Raw genomic sequence first — 15,840 nt, forward strand, 5'->3', positions numbered from 1 at the left:
CCAACTCACGGGGAAGGAGCAATGCCAACATGTAAGGTATGGAGTCGACGAGCGCATCGATCACTTTCTTCGAGCTGCAGGAGATCCTACGGGAACGGTCTCCTGACGATGTGCAGGCCTCGCGCGGAGAGCGGGGGACGGCTGAGCGGGACCCTGCGTGGACGATGATCCTCGACTTGTGTGATGAGCTCGCCGAAGCGGAGGACGGCAGTTCACGACTCCTCGAGTACCGATGGGCGTTCGAGTCCCTCGAGGTCACGAACTTCCGCGGCGCGAAGCGCAAAAGCATGCTGGAGCTTGATCCGACCTATGCGCTGACAATCCTCCACGGGCTCAACGGAGCGGGGAAGACCACGATGATCGAGGCGCTGAGGGTCGCCATTCACGGAGCTCTGGACTCTTCGCACATCGGGCGCGACGGCCCCGGTATGCGAACGAAGGGGAAGCTCTGGATTGCTGAGGAGCAACGGCCGGATCCGAGCGCACCGGCCAGAATCATCCTTGCGCTCAACGCGGTGGACGCCCCAGGGACCTCGCTGCAGATCACTGCAGGATTCGGTGACGATCATCAGGTGCACCGTACCGCGAATCTTCGACGAGCAGGAGAGGAGCCCCAGACCATCTCCGAAACTTCGGCTGAGTGGAGACTGTGGGATATCAGCGCACGTGCGTTTCCGCCCAGCTACAGCTATGCGTCGCTGAGCGACGAACTCCGCGATCCGCAGGACATTCACAGCTGGTTCTACAGTAGTCTCGGGCTAGGTTTGGCCCCCGCAGCACTTGAGCAGGCGCTGAAGTCACGCCAGCGCATCGCAAAGGAAGCTGACGGTATCCTGAGAGGTGCACTTCGAAGTGCGAGTGATGCCATCCAAGAAATCGACCATGAGGCACGAGAGGCTGGCATAAACATTACTGAAATCGCCTGGGACCAGCTTAGTTCCGCAACAGACGTCGAGAAATGGTGCATCGACAACAACGTCGGTACCGGCGAAATTGTTGGTGAAAGCCTCCCCGACGATGTCGCCGAGGTGCTCGCTGCCGCCGCTCGGGATCTAAGGGCCGCTTTCGCGGGCTGGCGGGAAGCGGTGGTTGAAGGCATGGACAACCACTGTTTGGAAGCGCTTCTGAAACTTCGCAATGCGCTGGGGGAGCGGCATGACCACACCGCCCTGGATACGTGCCCGGTGTGCGGGAGCGCTCGCAGCGACTGGTGGGAATCCTTTCAACGCCGGGCAGATACCTGGGCCGTCAATGAACGTGCGTGGCGGAACCTCGAGGTGGCCGTTGACCGACAAGGCCAACAGCTCGTCGATTTGTATCAGGCAGTGATCGAGCAGGCCCCTGAGGATCCGGTCTTGAGCGCACAGGCACAGCTGTTGCGCCAGTTACTCCCGAATCATGAGCAGAGACAACGCAGCACCTACCTGCAGAGCTCCGAGTCGAAGAACCGTCTCGAGCGACTGGCTCAAGTGGCTGAGGAGCCGAAGACGCGGGCCCTCGTTGATAGCGCAGTGCGCACGGCAGGACGGAGGGGCCGCTGGAGGAATGCACGGCGCATTGCGCTCGCCGAATATCTCGACCTCGACGTCGAGACCAAGCGATCCGCCGAAGAGCTGCCGACGGTGAGACGTGCCGTAGCTCTGTGGAACCCGATCCTGCGCGACTTGCGGGATGAACGCACCGACATACTGCAGAGCCGCGTCGGAGGAATCATCAACGATCTGCTCGCCGAGCAGAACATTGAACTCGACAGCTTCAGCCTCCCGAAGACGGAGAAGAACTTCGAGATGCTCCTCGCTCGAAATGCGACCGATCCCGATACCGAATCAGCCGGGCATAAGGAGCAGCTGAAGCTCGCTCACCTCAGCGCGGGCCAAAGGAACATCCTCCTGCTCTCCCCTATGGTGGCTGCACCCGAGGAGGGACCTTTCGCGTTCCGGGTGTTCGACGACCCTGTCCACGCCCTGGACGAGGTCCGGGTCGACCGACTGGCTCACAACCTCGTCACCCGAATGCCCTCCATGCAAGTGCTGGTTGCAACGCACGATGGGCGTCTCGCCGAGCACCTGACGATCCCGGCAGGAGGAGTCGTGAACACGTACGACGTCAACCTGCTGGACGGCCACGTCACGGCGTCGCCGGTGGAACGGGCATGGACGCAGCTCCTCCGGATGGCCGCGGAGACGAGGGGAGATCTGCAAGTAGCAGCACGGGAGGCAAGGGGCCAGGCCGATACTGAAGCACCCCCTGTTCAGCACTGTGCCGTCGAGGTAAGGACCCTGCTGAGGATGGCGCTCGATGCTTGCCTGGAGTATGCGCTCCGGCGCCGTGCATGGCGTGCCCAGCAGAGCTATGCACGAGAAGCTGATCCACCGGAGAGATCGGTGACCGAGTACATTGCCGCGATCGACGGCGCTCGGACTCTGAGGGCCCGAAGAGATCTTCTGCTCAGTTCCGATCTTCCAGAGGAAATCGACCGCAGTGTCGAACGATCGCGTGAGGCGTTGGACCAGGTGGACGACTGTCTGAAGGTGTGGAACGAGGCAGCCCATGACGTCCGCAATGGTGAGGTCGAAGACTCTCAAGAGGTCGACGTCGCAACGCTGAACGGAGAGATCGACAAGTGCAAGATGGCCTGTAGGCACCTCAGTGGGATCTGGAGGTGAGCATGGACCGTGACGTGCTTCTCCGCGCTGCTCGGCTACGAACCCGTATCGATCGCGCCGGTCGAGAAGCCTGGGAGCACACCGCCCGAGTTGGCCACGGCAGCCACATGCAGAAGCACGAGATCCGAGCATTCCTCGGAGCGGCAGCCGTGGGGGACGCTGAATTGACCGTTGGGCATTTCCGACTTCTGAGGCAGGTTTACTCGGATCTCAGCAATGTCATGCACGGCCGCTGGTCCGCCGCACATTTCACAGGTCGCCATGCTGAGGAATGGGAGCGCGCAGTGGACGCGATTCTCGGCGAGGAGGCCGATTGAATAAAACCGCGGCCACTCATGCTCCCAGTACTCGCCGGAACCTCTCACGCAGCAGCGGGTCGACGACGTAGACGTACGTCCCCCGCATGCCCCGGGTGAGCAGCACGCGATAGATGTTGGTGATGTACTGCAGCAGATCGTCGTCGGTCGTGTCGCGACCGCGCATGCGGTTGTTCTGCTTGCCCTTCTTGTCGAAGTAGTTCGCCTTGTCCGCCACGAGGCGTCCGGTCTCGGGGTCGATCCGGAGGTCTCCGCCGATGAGGACGCCGGCGTAGTTGAGGTCGTAGCCCTGCACGGTGTGGATGGACCCGACCTCTTCGAGCGCGGTCTTCGACGCGATCCAGTCCACGTCGGAGACGTTCCAGTCGAGGCTCACGCCGTCGAGCTCGATGTCGTGCTTCCCGCTCTTCTTCCGGCTGCGCCACTCCCAGGCGTACCCGGCGACGAGCCGTGCCAGCCCGTACTCGGCGTCGCGCTCCCGGATTCGCTGATGCATGGCACCGAGGTCGTCGAACAGCTCGACTTCGTAGTCCTGGAGATCCGGAGCGGTGGCAGGCGGCTCGTTCGAGATCATCGAACGTGCGAACTCGAGGTACTCCTTCCCGCCCTTGACGCGCATCTGGGTCTCCAACGGATACCAGCGCTGGGCCTCTTTCGCCTCGGCGATGACCTGATCGAACACCTCGGGCTCGATGTCCGCCGGCCGCACACTCTGCTCCGTGTCGAGCAGGAGGATCGTGTGGCGGGACCGGGCGCGGATCCAGTCGAGCTGGTTCAGTGAGTGGTCGTCGGTGCCGAACAAACGCTGGGTGATCTTGGCGTAGCGCGCGGTCAGCGTCCCGTGCGACTGCGAGGCGCGCTGCGTGAGACGGTGCGCCTCGTCCACGACGAGCACATCGAAATCCTCCTCGGCGTCGGCCACGTCGTAGGGGGTCAGTACCTGGGCGTCACGAAGCGCGGGCACCTTGCGGAACACCGTCGAGATCGACCGTCGCAGCGATTTCTGCGGGACGACGAGACCGATCCGCAGGTCGTCGAAGAGCTCACGGTTCCCCTCGACGAAGAAGTCGGAGAACATCGAGTCGCCCTCGACCTCGTCCGTCGGATCGAACTCGGCGATGTCCCGCATCAGCTTCATCAGGTAGATGCCCACGATCGTCTTGCCGGTCCCCGGGTCCCCCTGGATGACAGCGAGCGATCGATCCTCGAGGGGGAGGTCCTCGACCAGACCTTCCAAGATGTCCAGCACTGCGATGCCCTGCTCGGTGTTCAGCGCCTTGTACGGGGAGAGCTTGAAGAGGTCGGAGTTCTCGATCTGTGGGATCGTGCGCTCGAAGTAGCCGCGGGCGCGGAGCTCGCCGAAGATCTCCTTGAAGGAGTCGTTGTACTCGCTGCGCTGGTAATAGTCCTGGTTGGTGATGCCCTCGTTCCGATTGAGGAGATCGAACTTCCCGTCGCCGTCGAGCAGCCGGATCAGCAGGGACTCGAGATCCAGGCAGGCGGAGCCGTTGAAGCGATCATCGATGACGATCCGTACCTCGCGGAGATGCTGCTTCTGCTGCGACTTCAGGTGCTGGCGCATGCGGCGGTCCGCGCTGCCGGTCTCGCCCACGTAGATGTCATGCCCGTCCTCGATCAGGTACACGACCGGCCAGTTCGAGAAGCGAGGGAGACGGCTCCTCGTCTCCTCGGCCGACTCCGGGGTGAAGCGGAGCTCCTCGATCTCAAAGCCGGTCATACTTCGTGCTCCGTCCCTTCGCCTTCTCCACGGGGTACTTCTCGCCTGTGCGCTTGAGCTTGGTGCGGATGATCTGCTCGGGATCCAGGTTGAATATTCGCGTCACTGGGGTCCGTCGGTAGCGCGTCTCGGGGCCGGTGCGCGAGTCGGGGTGTAGCGCGCTCGGGGGCCACCGACGGTGTGCTTGGGGGCCACGTCCATAGGCTCCTTCCGCCGCGTGTATAGGGCACGTGGCGGAAGGAGCAATCGGAAATGGTACGGAAGATTAGAGCGAAGCTCGTGCTGCAGCTGCGGGCGGAGGGCTTGTCCGGGCGGGCGATCGCGGCGTCGCAGGGCATGTCGCGCAAGAGCATCACGGCAGTACTGGAAGCTGCAGACGCGGCCGAGATCAGCTGGGACGATGTCGCCGACTTCCCTGACGGGGAGGTGTATGCCTGGTTGTTCCCGGGCCGGGGTGAGCATGAGAGCGTGTTCGCCCAGCCGGACTGGGAACGCGCCCACCGCGAGATGGCCCGGGTGGGGGTGACGCTGAAGCTGCTGCACGGTGAGTACGTCGATGCCTGCGCTGCTGCGGGAGATCCGGCGATGGGCTATGACCGGTTCTGCAAGACCTACCAGCGTCATGTCCTGGTCACCGGGGCCGCCTCCCGGGTCGGGCACAAGGCTGCCGCGAGCGTGGAGGTCGACTGGTCCGGCCCCACGATGACGCTGAGCGACCCGGTCACCGGGAAGGAGACCAGGGTCTACCTGTTCGTGGGGTGCCTGCCGTTTAGCCGCTACGCGTTCGCCTGGCCGGCGCTGGATATGCGTCAGGACACCTGGCAGCGCGCGCATGTGGCGATGTTCGAGGCCTTCGGCGGGTCGACGCCCCGGGTCGTGCCGGACAACCTCAAGACCGGGGTGATCAAGCATCCCCGCGAGGGCGAGGTCGTCCTCAACGACGCCTACCGGGAGATGGCCGCGCACTACTCCGCGGCAGTCCTTCCCGGCCGGATCAAGAAGCCCAAGGACAAGGCCAGCGTGGAGAACACGGTCGCGCACGTGGCGACCTGGATCATCGCGGGACTGCGGGATCGACGATTCACCTCGCTGCCGGAGTTGACAGCAGCGGTCGCCGAGCGGATGGACGAGTACAACGCCGAGCCGTTCCAGAAGCGGCCCGGGTCTCGGGCCAGCGTCTTCACCGCGGAGGAGAAGCCGTTGCTGACCGTGCTGCCGGCGGTGGGCTATGAGATCTCGCGGTGGGTCTATGCCCGCCGGGTCGGACGCAACGCGCACGTGGTCTGGGAACGGAACTACTACTCGGTGCCGTTCGCTCATATCGGGGAGCGGGTGGATCTGCGGATCACCGACCGGGCGTTGGAGGTCTATCGCGGCACCGAGCGGCTGACCAGCCACCTGCTGCTGCCGGAGACTGCGGCCAATGAGTACCGCACCAACGAGGCTGACCTTCCCGGTGGGGAGCGTTACCAGCCCTGGGACGCTGCACGAGTGAGGGCGTGGGCCGAGCGGATCGGCCCCGCAGCCGTGACCGTGATCGACCGGATCTTCGAGTCCGTGCCCATCGATGAGCAGGGCCTGGACGCCGCGCTGGCGGTGCTGCGCCTATCGCGCCGCTACTCCAGTGAACGGGTAGAAGCGGCCTGCCAGCTGGCGCTGGCCGGGAGGGTGAGGTCGCCGCGTTATGCGCACCTGCACCCCATTTTGGCGACCGGCCAGGACCGGATGGCCGCGTTGCGGCCACCACGAGAAGAGAACGCTGAGCAGGGCGGTTACGTCCGTGGCGGCGACTACTACGCCGGAGGTGTGAAGTGAGCGTCATCGATATCGAGACCAAGCGCAAGCTGCGCGAGATGGGCGCGGCACCGCTGCTGGAAGCGTTCGAGACCCAGGATGAGAACCTCGTGCTGGGGATGGGGTTCGAAGACCGTCTCCAGCTCGCCGTCGACGAGGCCCACTCGATGTTCACCCACGCGAAGGTCGAAGGACTGATCCGCCGGGCCAGACTGCGTTACCCCGGTGCTGACCTCCGCCGGCTCGACCTGATCGAGCAGCGCGGCCTGGACCGCAACGTGATCACCCAGCTCGCGACGTGCTCATTCATCGCCCGCCAGCAGAACGTCGTCTTCCAGGGCTTCACCGGCTCGGGGAAGTCGTATCTGGGATGCGCATTGGCCAAACAGGCTTGCCAGCACCGAATCCGTGCCCACTACATCCGGATGCCCGACCTCGCCGAGGCCTGGGCCCTGGCCCGCGACAAGCCCCAGGGGAAGAACAAGTTCCTGCGGAAATACGCAGCGTTCAGCCTGCTGGTGATCGACGAGTGGCTCCTGGACCACCCTGACGCGGACATGCGCTACATGCTGCTGGAGCTCCTCGAACACCGCTACGACAACGCCTCGACCGTGTTCTGCACCCAGTACGCGAAGAAGGACTGGCACCAACGCCTCGGCTCCGGAGTCCACGCCGACGCGATCATGGACCGGATCGTCCACAACACCATCTGGGTCGATACCGGCAGCCACAACATGCGCGAGCACGTCGCCACGCTCAAGTAACCAACCCCGGTGGAGGCCGGCGGCCCCGACAGCCGCGACCGCTGGCCCCCACCGGCACTACCCCTGGCCCCCAGAGGCAATATCCGGTGGCCTCCACAGCTTCAAATATTCATCCAGGTCGAGTCGGTCCGCGAGGAGCAGCGCGTAGGTGAGGACGTCGGCCAGCTCGTCGGCCACCTCATCCCGGTCGCTGGCGGCGTCCCATTGGAAGCACTCGAGCAGTTCGCCGGCAAGTGAGCAGAGTTGCATTGGATGAGTCAATGGTGTGGATGTTGACGCGGCCCCACCGCGCGCCGCAAGGCCGGTTCGACGTGACTGAGTGCCTCCGTTGCCGCGTGCCTCGCGGCGGACTCAGCTCAACAATTCCCTGATCAAGAGGCAGATCGGTGCTTGCTGCATGCTGCGGACACCGTCCCGGGCGTAGTGCCCAATCGTGGATGCCGCGTTGCACTGGCAGACTCCATGATACATTTATGGCATGTATGATGCAGTAGACGCAATGCCGAGGTGCGGGTGGTGACCCGCGAAGTCCGATCCCTGGCTCCGGTGTTACAGCTGGACCCGGCTCGTTCGACGTTCGAGGAGATGCTGCGCCGCTACGCCGTCTCGATGCGCTCGCGTGGCCTGTCAGAAGCCACGATCCGGACGCATCAGTTCGGCGTGAAGCGGTTCTTCCATTTCGCTGAGACCTATCCGTGGGAGTGGCGGCCGCAGGACGTTGAAGACTTCACCTCGTCGCTGCTGTCTCGTCCGGAACCGTTGGCGCACTCCACGATCCGCGGCTACCACCAGATCGTGAAGGGCTTCTGCGGGTACATCTCGCATCCGTCCTACGACTGGGTCGACGTCTGTCTGGAACGGTTCGGGGCCGCGCCAGCCCAGATCTGTCATCCGTGGAACACGTTCGCGCACCTGGCTGAGTTCGAGGCACGGCCCACTCGACGGCCGTTCGGGTATGACGAGCTCGAGGCATTCTTCGCGCAGGCCGATGAGCGCGCCCACCACCTGCTCGCGGGCCGCAAGAAGGGTGCGTTGCCCGCGCTGCGGGACGCGCAGTTTTTCAAGACAGTCTACGCGTTCGGGCTCCGACGTCGCGAGGCGGTGATGCTCGATCTGAACGACCTCCGCCCCAATCCCTACGTTCCCGAGTGGGGCACGTATGCGAAGGTGCAGGTTCGATACGGCAAGGCGATGAAGGGGTCACCGCCGCGCCGCCGCACCGTGCTGGCGTGCCCGGAGTTCGCGTGGGCATCAGAAGGACTGCGCTACTGGGTTGAGGAAGTGCGACCGCGGCTCGCGACTGCGACGGAAGCTCTGTGGGTCAGTGAACGACGCACCCGCATGACAACTCGCACGGTGGACCAGCGGTTCGCGCAGATCCGCGACGCGGCGGGCCTGGATTCTGCGCTGACATTGCACAGTCTCCGCCACTCCTACGTGACCCACCTGGTCGAGTTTGGCTACGCCGCCCAGTTCGTGCAGGAGCAGGTCGGACACAATCACTCCTCGACGACCGCGATCTACACGTCGGTCGGTGACGACTTCAAGAACCGCATCTTCCAAGAAGCGCTGCGACGCGTGCTCGGAGAAGGAGAAACCGCATGACCCGTCAATTCGATTGGCATCTTCGCCGCAAGCTCGCCGAGAACGGCATATACAAGACCACCGAGCTGGTGCCGCTGCTCGCCGATCAGGGCGTGAAACTCTCACGCGAGCAGGTCTACCGCCTGGTGACATCCAACCCGCAACGGCTGAACATCGAGGTCCTCGACGCGCTCTGCGTGATCCTCGACTGCACACCGAACGATCTGATCAGCTTCACCGTCGCGGCACGCGCGCAACCAAAAGCCGCCGGTGGCGGCACGGTCACCGACATCGGCACACTCAAGACTGTCCCGGCGCGGATCACCCGGCCCGACAAGTCGTGACCCCGCGATCATCTACCGCACTTCTCGACAACACCGCCGCGCTGCTCTCCCATGGTGACCCGTGGACGGCGGTCGGCGAGGCGGGGGTGCGGGCGCTGCTCGAGCAGGTTGCCCCCACGCCGCAGGGGCAGGCACATCTTCGACGTTTCCTTGCCGAGGCGGACGCGACCTGGATCACTGACGCCGATCCGCACCTCCCTCGTCAGGCGCAACGATTGCTGCGGATGCTCCGAGCCAGCGGGTTCCCGGTCGCCCTGCCAGTATGCAGCGGATGCGGCCGAGAACAACTGCTCACGCAAACGCTCGAGGACGGACTCCGGGTCTGCAATGCGTGCCGGAACGTTCGATACACCCGTCGCTGCGACGGCTGCGACAAGACCAGAGTGATCTCGCACCGCATCGAGGAGAAGAGCCTATGCGAGACCTGCTACCGGCGACGGCCGGAGGCAAAGAAGACTTGCATCCGATGTGGGCATGACCGGCTCGTCCAGAACCGAACAGCGGACGGCCCGATTTGCCCCCAGTGCGCGCCCGGCAAGATCGAGCCCTGCGTCCACTGCGGCCGTGAGCGGCGAGTCCAGGTCAGGTTCCTCGGCGGCGCGACTTGCGAACCCTGCTTCAACATCATCCGCGGCACTCGCCGCCCCTGCCCGCGATGCGGCACGGTCGGCCTGGTCGCGTCGGTCGCCGACGACGGTACTCTGGCGTGCTCGGCCTGCACAGGGGTGCGATCGCGGTTCATCTGCGCCGCGTGTGGCGTCGAAGACATCCGCAACGGGAAACGCTGCTACCCGTGCCTTGCACGCATCGCCATCGACGACCTGTTCGCCACCGGAACGCCCGCCCGCCGTCAGGCTCTCGAACCGCTCCGGCAACGCCTCCTCCACCACCCCGAACCCAAGAGCATGGCACGCTGGCCCGGCCGCAGCGCATCCGCCGCGATCCTGCGCGAGATCCTTACCGAGGACATCGAGCTCACCCATGAAGCATTGGACCAGCACCCCACGCTTCAGGCGGTGAACCTGCTCCGTCATGCGCTCGTCGACGTGGGCGCACTGGAACCCCGGGACACCGCATCGGTGCAGTTCACGGCCTGGATCGACACGTTCCTCCAGGGCCGCCCCGAACACATCACGCGCACCCTCGGGCCCTTTTGCCGGTGGCACGTCCCTGCTCGCAATCAGATACTCGTCCAACGCAATGGAATCACCGACGGCACGTTCGTTCGCGCCCGCCGCTTATGCCGGATCGCCGCTGACTTTCTCGCCGACCTTGACGCAGGCGGGATCGAACTGAAGACCGCCCCGCAAGACGCCGTGGAGTCCTACCTCGACCGGCACCCGCGCAACTTCGAACCGCTCGCTGCCTTCTTGCGCTGGGCGTCGCAGAGAGGAATCGCCGAACGGATCCACCCGATCCCGTCTCCATATGCGACCCCCTACACCGCGTACCCGATCGACACCTACAGAGCCTGGATGCACCGATTCGCGACGGACGAAACAATCCGGCTCAGAACCCGCATCTGCGGACTACTCGCAGGCATCTCCGGCAGGCCAAGCACGACCATCGCAGCCCTAAGCACCACGAGCATCATCGATGACACCGACGGGATGCAACTCCAGCTCGGGGCGACACCCTTCCAGCTGCCGCCCCCGTTGCCAGCGCTGATCCGACGGCAACTCGCCGCCCCACGGCGATGGGACATGGAATCAACGTGGCTCTTCCCGTCGAAACTGCGAGCCGGCGAACACGTGCACGCCAGCCGATTCACCACAGACCTGCAGAACCTCAACTGCAGCCTCGTCGAACTCCGAGGAGCCGCACTGCTAAACCTCGCCGCCACCATGCCCGTCGCACTGCTCTGCGACCTCACCGGAGCGTCGCCAAACGTCGCCGCAAGATGGCAGACCGTCGCCGCATCCGCCTATGCGCAATACCCCGCGATCCGGCTCTGAGCCGAGCTTGACCACGGGCCCGACGGATCCGTGATCGACGGCTTCGCATGCTCTGGCATGCACCTCGTGTGGTCGCCGACGTGGGCTGGTGGATTAGTCCCGTTGGCCAGGTAGATCGAGGGCGCCACGTGGCTGCCGCAACCTGAATGGTGTAACGTGCGTCACTCACGCATCAGCGAGAGCAATGAGAGGACGTGTTTCACGTATGCGTCGCAAAGTCCTTACGGCCGCGGCAACTCTGGCAGTTTCGGCGGGAACCGCATTCGGCACTGCTGGGGTTGCTTACGCCGATAATCCCAGTGTCTCAGAGACAACCGCTACTTGCATCACTAGCGGAAGTAGCGGTGTCGAGGGCACCCCTTGGACGGGAAAGAATCCCGAAGACTGTTCGGGGGAGTATCGGCTCTATGACATTACGCGAGGCCGGCCGACACTGATCGCTCAGATTGACAATGCCGACTCGATCGGAATTAAGGAAGCTGTAGCTGGAGATTATGCGAGCGCACAGGACTGGTGTGCTGATAACTCGCTTTCCTGTAGCATCCTGACCGGTGCCGGGTTCTTCGTCTTGGGCATTCTTGTTAACAGGTAAGTACAGGAGGGTGCCCGTGTCGCGTTTTACGAGGTTCTGTCTACGATTTGTCGGCGGCTACGTTGGAAGTATTTTAGTACTCAAAATGCTGACAGTGGATGTCGGTCTAGAGGAGTTTCTGGCGGTCGGCTGCACTCTCCTGCTTGGGGAAGTGCTATTGCGGACTGCTCGCAAGGTCCGCTTCCGCTCCGAACGGAACGGTGCCACTCAACCCTAATGTCGCATTTCGTTAGTGGCGGGCGGTTCTTGGGTCGGGAGATCGGATATAGCTCCTTCCCTTGTGTTTCACGATGACGACGACGTGGAATTTCGGCGCTGGCTATTGTCCTCGACGGATGAAGTCTGCTGATCACGGGGAGCGGGCACAGAACCTACTGTTGGGATGCGAAGGTATGGCCAACATCGAGATCGCTCATCGACGCCGGGAACCTGTGCCCAGGCGGTCGGCCCGCGGCCTCAACGTGCGGGCGGTCACTCCACAACTGCGAAGTCATCCGAGTATTGCCCACTGCAATTGAGCACTTGCACCAGACCTCGATCGCGACGGACTTGGCGAGGTTCTCCGGACTGTGGAACTGCTCCCAGTCGCGTTCGGCCATGAACGAGCGAAGAGTCGGAAGGAGTGGGGCATCGGTCACGACCTCACCGTAGCAATGGTCGACACTGGGATAGGTGACGAGAGCGGAAGCGAGGGGCGCGTCTCTGGATGTCGTCCGGCGCGGTCCTCACCATCCGAACGACCGCCCCGTTGGCGCCCCGAATCCGCGGCCTCGCCGCGCAGCCCCTCAGGTCACAGAGCTGCGGCTAAGAGACGGGACCCATGCATTAAGCCATGACGCGTGCATCCGATGATGCCGCATACGGGTCATCGTTCCCTTCGCGCAGAAGCAACGCTCTCGAGGCGTCGTGCGGACATGCCCCTCGGACCTGGCGCCTCCGGCGCTGTCACCGACCGCCGAGGCCTGCGGTGGCGATTCCGCTGACGAGGTGACGCCGCAGCAGCAGCACGAGGATCACCGTCGGGACCATCGAGACGATGGAGGCGGCCATGACGAGGTGCCACTGGCTGCCCTGCTGGCTGAAGAAGAGCGCCAGTCCGACGGGGACCACGCCCTTCTCGTAGATGCTGTGGGTGATCACGAGCGGCCACAGGAAGCTGTTCCAGTAGGTGATGAAGGTGAAGACCGCCAGGACGGCGAGGGTGGGCCGTGCCAGGGGCAGCATCACCGAGAGGAAGATGCGAGCATGCCCCGCCCCGTCGATGCGTGCGGCGTCCTCCAGCTCAGCCGGCACCCCCAAGAAGAACTGCCGGACGAGGAACGTGCCGAAGGCCGTGAAGGCGAAGGGGAGGATGAGCGCCTGGTACGAGTCGACCCAGCCGAACACCTGCATCTCGATGAACAGCGGGATGACCAGGACCTCCTGCGGGATCATCAGCGTGGACAGGAAGAGCAGGAAGAAGAGCGCGCGCATCCGCCACCGCAGCCGGGCGAAGGCGTATGCGGCCAGGCTGGAGACGGCGAGCACGATCACCGTCCCGGCGCCGGCCACCACGAGGCTGTTGGCGATGAACCGCAGGAACGGCAGGTACGTCATCGCCTCGATGTAGTTTTCCCACCGGATCTCCGAGCCCAGCAGAGTCGGCGGGATGTCGAAGATGTCCGCCGGGGGCTTCAGGGAGACCGCCACGGCATAGATGATCGGCGACAGGAAGACGAGGGCGGTTAGCCACAGCAGTGCGGCGGAGATCGCGTGCCGCACCGCCCGCGGACGCCTCCTGCGGCGGGCGGAGGGCTGCGGGTTCCCGGACCGATGGCTCTGCGGCACCAGCGGCTCGCGGGTCGTCTCAGGAGTCATAGTGCACCCACTTCTTCTGTCCGATGAACTGCACGAGTGTCACGAGCAGGATGAGGGCGAACAGGAACCAGCCCGCGGCCGCCGCCGACCCCAGGGAGAAGGCGCTGAACCCTTCCCGATAGACGAAGAGCACCAGTGTCTCCGTCGCGTTCCCGGGTCCTCCGCCCGTCAGCAGGTAGGGCTGGGCGAAGACCTGGAACGAGGTGATCAGCGTCATCGTCGTCGCGAAGAACATCATCGGGGAGATCATCGGCAGGGTGACGGAGCGGAACCGCTGCAGCGGCGTCACCCCGTCGACGCTCGCGGCGTCCTGCACGGACTGCGGGATCTGGTCCAGCGCCGCGGAGAAGATCAGCATGTTGTACCCGAATCCCTGCCACACGCTCATCACGACCATCGAGATCATCGCCCAGGAGCTGTCTCCCAGGAAGTTGGGCGCCTCGACCCCCAGCGGTGCCAGCACTCCATCGATGGCGCCGTCGGGCTGATACATGAGCCTCCAGACCAGTACCTGCGCGACGATCGGCGTGACGACGGGGATGAAGAAGATGACTCGCAGCGTCTGCTTCCCTCTCCTCATCGTGGAGATCCAGATCGCGAGTCCCAGCGACACGATGATGTTCAGCGGCAGGTACAGCCCGGTGTAGAGCACGGTGTTGACGATGACCCGGCGGAACTGGCGGCTGGTGAGCAGATCCGTGTAGTTCGAGAGCCCGAGGAACTCGCGGTCGCCGAAGGCCGGCCAGTTCCACAGGCTCACCACCACCGACATCACGATGGGGAAGAGCGTGAACGCCGTCAGGCCGATGAACGCGGGGGAGGTGAAGGCGGCGGCGGCCACGGAGTCGGAGCGGCGCCGCCGGCGTGCTCCGGGCGTCGGCGGTGTGCGCGTTGCCTGCGCCGCGGTTCGGGTCATCGTCACGTGGTCCTCCTCCGAGAGGTCGCCGCGCCTCGTCGCACGGCTTGTGGGTCAGCGTTCGTACTCGTCCTGGAGGATGCGCAGGACGCTCTGCGGATCCTTCTCCCCGTTGAATGCCTGCCCTCCGTACTGGGCGATGCCGTCGGCGACCTGAGTCCAGTTCTCGCTCGTGACCAGTGGTGTGGCCGTGTCGAGCGCCGCCGACAGAGCCTCTTCGGAACCCGCCGGGGCGTTCGCGTACCAGGACGCCTGCGGTGCGGTCCGCGACGGGAAGGCTCGGCCCTCGGAGGCCAGTGCTTCCAGTGTGTCCGGTCCCGTGAGGCTGGTGACCGCGAGGAACGCCTCGTCGACGACGGGGCAGCTCGTGGAGATGCCGAAGCCGGACCCCGCGGAGAGCGTCGCGGGACCGTTCGACCCGACGGGCAGAGGGACGAGGCCGACGGTGAAGTCCGCCTGGGCGTTGACGTTCAGGATCGCCCACGGGCCGGTGGGGACCATGGCCGCGTTCCCGGCCAGGAACTGATCGAGGGCGACGTCGGTGTTCCCCGAGATCTCCGGTGCCACTCCGAGATCGCGCACCAGTCCGGAGTACCAGCTGAAGGCCTCGATCATGGCCGGGGAGTCGAGGGTCAGCCGGCGATCGTCGGTCACCGCCGTGGCGCCGTTGTAGGACAGCAGCATGGAGAGCATGGGTTCGCTGTTGGGGAACGCGGAGTACCCGAACTGGGTACCCTGCGTCAGGGAACGCGCCGCCTCTTCGAAGTCCTCGATCGTCCACCCCGCGCCGGGCGCAGGAACGCCGGAGGCCTCGAATATGTCCCGGTTGTAGAGCATCAGGATCGGCCCGTTGTCGTACGGCAACGCCATCTGCCTGCCCTCCGATTGCAGAGCCTCGAGGGCGTTGTCATCGAAGGCCGCCAGGTCCAGGTCGCTCTCCGCGATCAGGTCGTCCAGGGGGAGCATCGCGTCGTCGAAGGTCCCCAGCCGCAGGCTCTGCATGCTGACGACGCACGGAGCGGCGTCGCCGGCGATGCGGGTGCCGAGATTCGTGAAGTAGTCCTCGAACGCGCTGGTCTGCAGCTCGACCGTGAGATTCGAGTGTTCGCGCTCGACGGTGCGGGCGGCGTCCTGCCAGGACTGCCGCTCCTCGCTGCCGCCGGACCACATCGTCCACGAGACGGTGGCGTGGCCCGAGGAGTCGGCATGCCCGCCGGGGTCCGTCGCGGGCGCGCACGACGCCAGAAGCGGGCCGGCGAGCATCGCGGAGGTCAGCGTCCTCCGCGAGAGGGTATGAGGGAACATACTGTCTC

12 protein-coding genes are annotated in these 15,840 nt (G+C 64.6%); 7 read left to right on the top strand and 5 right to left on the bottom strand.

All coding sequences use genetic code 11. The features are described 5' to 3' along the window. The first annotated feature begins 38 nt into the window (after positions 1–38). Positions 39–2,666, top strand: a complete 2,628-nt coding sequence (locus JOF44_RS15690; protein WP_209893514.1) for an AAA family ATPase — start codon at positions 39–41, stop codon at positions 2,664–2,666. A gap of 2 nt (positions 2,667–2,668) precedes the next feature. Further along, positions 2,669–2,983: a hypothetical protein gene (locus tag JOF44_RS15695; protein ID WP_209893517.1), complete on the top strand. Its 315-nt coding sequence runs from the start codon at positions 2,669–2,671 to the stop codon at positions 2,981–2,983. 16 nt (positions 2,984–2,999) lie between these two features. On the opposite strand, the gene JOF44_RS15700 is transcribed toward JOF44_RS15695, so the two are convergent. Further along, positions 3,000–4,721, bottom strand: a complete 1,722-nt coding sequence (locus JOF44_RS15700) for a DUF2075 domain-containing protein (RefSeq protein ID WP_209893520.1) — start codon at positions 4,719–4,721, stop codon at positions 3,000–3,002. 252 nt (positions 4,722–4,973) lie between these two features. Between JOF44_RS15700 and istA the strand changes: the two genes are divergently transcribed. Then, positions 4,974–6,536, top strand: a complete 1,563-nt coding sequence (istA, locus tag JOF44_RS15705) for an IS21 family transposase (protein WP_209887479.1) — start codon at positions 4,974–4,976, stop codon at positions 6,534–6,536. Beyond that, the gene (locus tag JOF44_RS15710; RefSeq protein WP_342591655.1) at positions 6,533–7,279 is read left to right on the top strand and encodes an ATP-binding protein; all 747 of its coding nucleotides are present in this window, start codon (positions 6,533–6,535) and stop codon (positions 7,277–7,279) included. Before istA ends, JOF44_RS15710 begins: the two co-directional genes overlap by 4 nt. 57 nt (positions 7,280–7,336) lie before the next feature. Here the strand turns inward: JOF44_RS15710 and JOF44_RS21275 are convergent, their stop codons facing one another. Next, entirely contained in the window at positions 7,337–7,528 is a 192-nt protein-coding gene (locus JOF44_RS21275) for a MazG-like family protein (RefSeq protein ID WP_209893523.1), read from the bottom strand. Between the two features lie 267 nt (positions 7,529–7,795). On the opposite strand from JOF44_RS21275, the gene JOF44_RS15720 reads away from it, so the two are divergent. Genes JOF44_RS15720 through JOF44_RS15730 form a run of 3 tightly spaced genes read left to right on the top strand, consistent with a single transcriptional unit; the run spans position 7,796 to position 11,162 of the window. Continuing rightward, complete coding sequence (locus JOF44_RS15720; protein WP_342591810.1) at positions 7,796–8,884, top strand: tyrosine-type recombinase/integrase; 1,089 nt, start codon at positions 7,796–7,798, stop codon at positions 8,882–8,884. Beyond that, on the top strand, positions 8,881–9,207 hold the full coding sequence (locus JOF44_RS15725) for a helix-turn-helix domain-containing protein (RefSeq protein ID WP_209893526.1): 327 nt from the start codon (positions 8,881–8,883) through the stop codon (positions 9,205–9,207). The genes JOF44_RS15720 and JOF44_RS15725 overlap by 4 nt, the downstream gene beginning before the upstream one ends. Beyond that, entirely contained in the window at positions 9,204–11,162 is a 1,959-nt protein-coding gene (locus tag JOF44_RS15730; protein WP_209893529.1) for a hypothetical protein, read from the top strand. The genes JOF44_RS15725 and JOF44_RS15730 overlap by 4 nt, the downstream gene beginning before the upstream one ends. 1,537 nt (positions 11,163–12,699) lie before the next feature. On the opposite strand, the gene JOF44_RS15735 is transcribed toward JOF44_RS15730, so the two are convergent. Genes JOF44_RS15735 through JOF44_RS15745 form a run of 3 tightly spaced genes read right to left on the bottom strand, consistent with a single transcriptional unit; the run spans position 12,700 to position 15,832 of the window. Beyond that, positions 12,700–13,611 (bottom strand): carbohydrate ABC transporter permease, encoded by a 912-nt coding sequence (locus tag JOF44_RS15735; protein ID WP_209893532.1) that lies wholly within the window; start codon positions 13,609–13,611, stop codon positions 12,700–12,702. After that, the gene (locus tag JOF44_RS15740) at positions 13,601–14,527 is read right to left on the bottom strand and encodes a carbohydrate ABC transporter permease (RefSeq protein ID WP_209896107.1); all 927 of its coding nucleotides are present in this window, start codon (positions 14,525–14,527) and stop codon (positions 13,601–13,603) included. The genes JOF44_RS15735 and JOF44_RS15740 overlap by 11 nt, the downstream gene beginning before the upstream one ends. Before the next feature lie 54 nt (positions 14,528–14,581). Beyond that, positions 14,582–15,832, bottom strand: a complete 1,251-nt coding sequence (locus JOF44_RS15745; RefSeq protein WP_209893535.1) for an ABC transporter substrate-binding protein — start codon at positions 15,830–15,832, stop codon at positions 14,582–14,584. Between the last annotated feature and the right edge of the window lie 8 nt (positions 15,833–15,840).

Origin of the sequence: Brachybacterium fresconis (assembly GCF_017876515.1) — a bacterium.
In the GTDB taxonomy this organism is placed as follows: domain Bacteria; phylum Actinomycetota; class Actinomycetes; order Actinomycetales; family Dermabacteraceae; genus Brachybacterium; species Brachybacterium fresconis.

Bases quoted from the DNA above. Each gene is read 5' to 3' on its own strand.
- JOF44_RS15690 (WP_209893514.1), top strand. From the start codon at position 39: ATGGAGTCGACGAGCGCATCGATCACTTTCTTCGAGCTGCAGGAGATC.
- JOF44_RS15695 (WP_209893517.1), top strand. From the start codon at position 2,669: ATGGACCGTGACGTGCTTCTCCGCGCTGCTCGGCTACGAACCCGTATC.
- JOF44_RS15700 (WP_209893520.1), bottom strand. From the start codon at position 4,721: ATGACCGGCTTTGAGATCGAGGAGCTCCGCTTCACCCCGGAGTCGGCC.
- istA (WP_209887479.1), top strand. From the start codon at position 4,974: ATGGTACGGAAGATTAGAGCGAAGCTCGTGCTGCAGCTGCGGGCGGAG.
- JOF44_RS21275 (WP_209893523.1), bottom strand. From the start codon at position 7,528: ATGCAACTCTGCTCACTTGCCGGCGAACTGCTCGAGTGCTTCCAATGG.
- JOF44_RS15725 (WP_209893526.1), top strand. From the start codon at position 8,881: ATGACCCGTCAATTCGATTGGCATCTTCGCCGCAAGCTCGCCGAGAAC.
- JOF44_RS15735 (WP_209893532.1), bottom strand. From the start codon at position 13,611: ATGACTCCTGAGACGACCCGCGAGCCGCTGGTGCCGCAGAGCCATCGG.
- JOF44_RS15740 (WP_209896107.1), bottom strand. From the start codon at position 14,527: ATGACCCGAACCGCGGCGCAGGCAACGCGCACACCGCCGACGCCCGGA.
- JOF44_RS15745 (WP_209893535.1), bottom strand. From the start codon at position 15,832: ATGTTCCCTCATACCCTCTCGCGGAGGACGCTGACCTCCGCGATGCTC.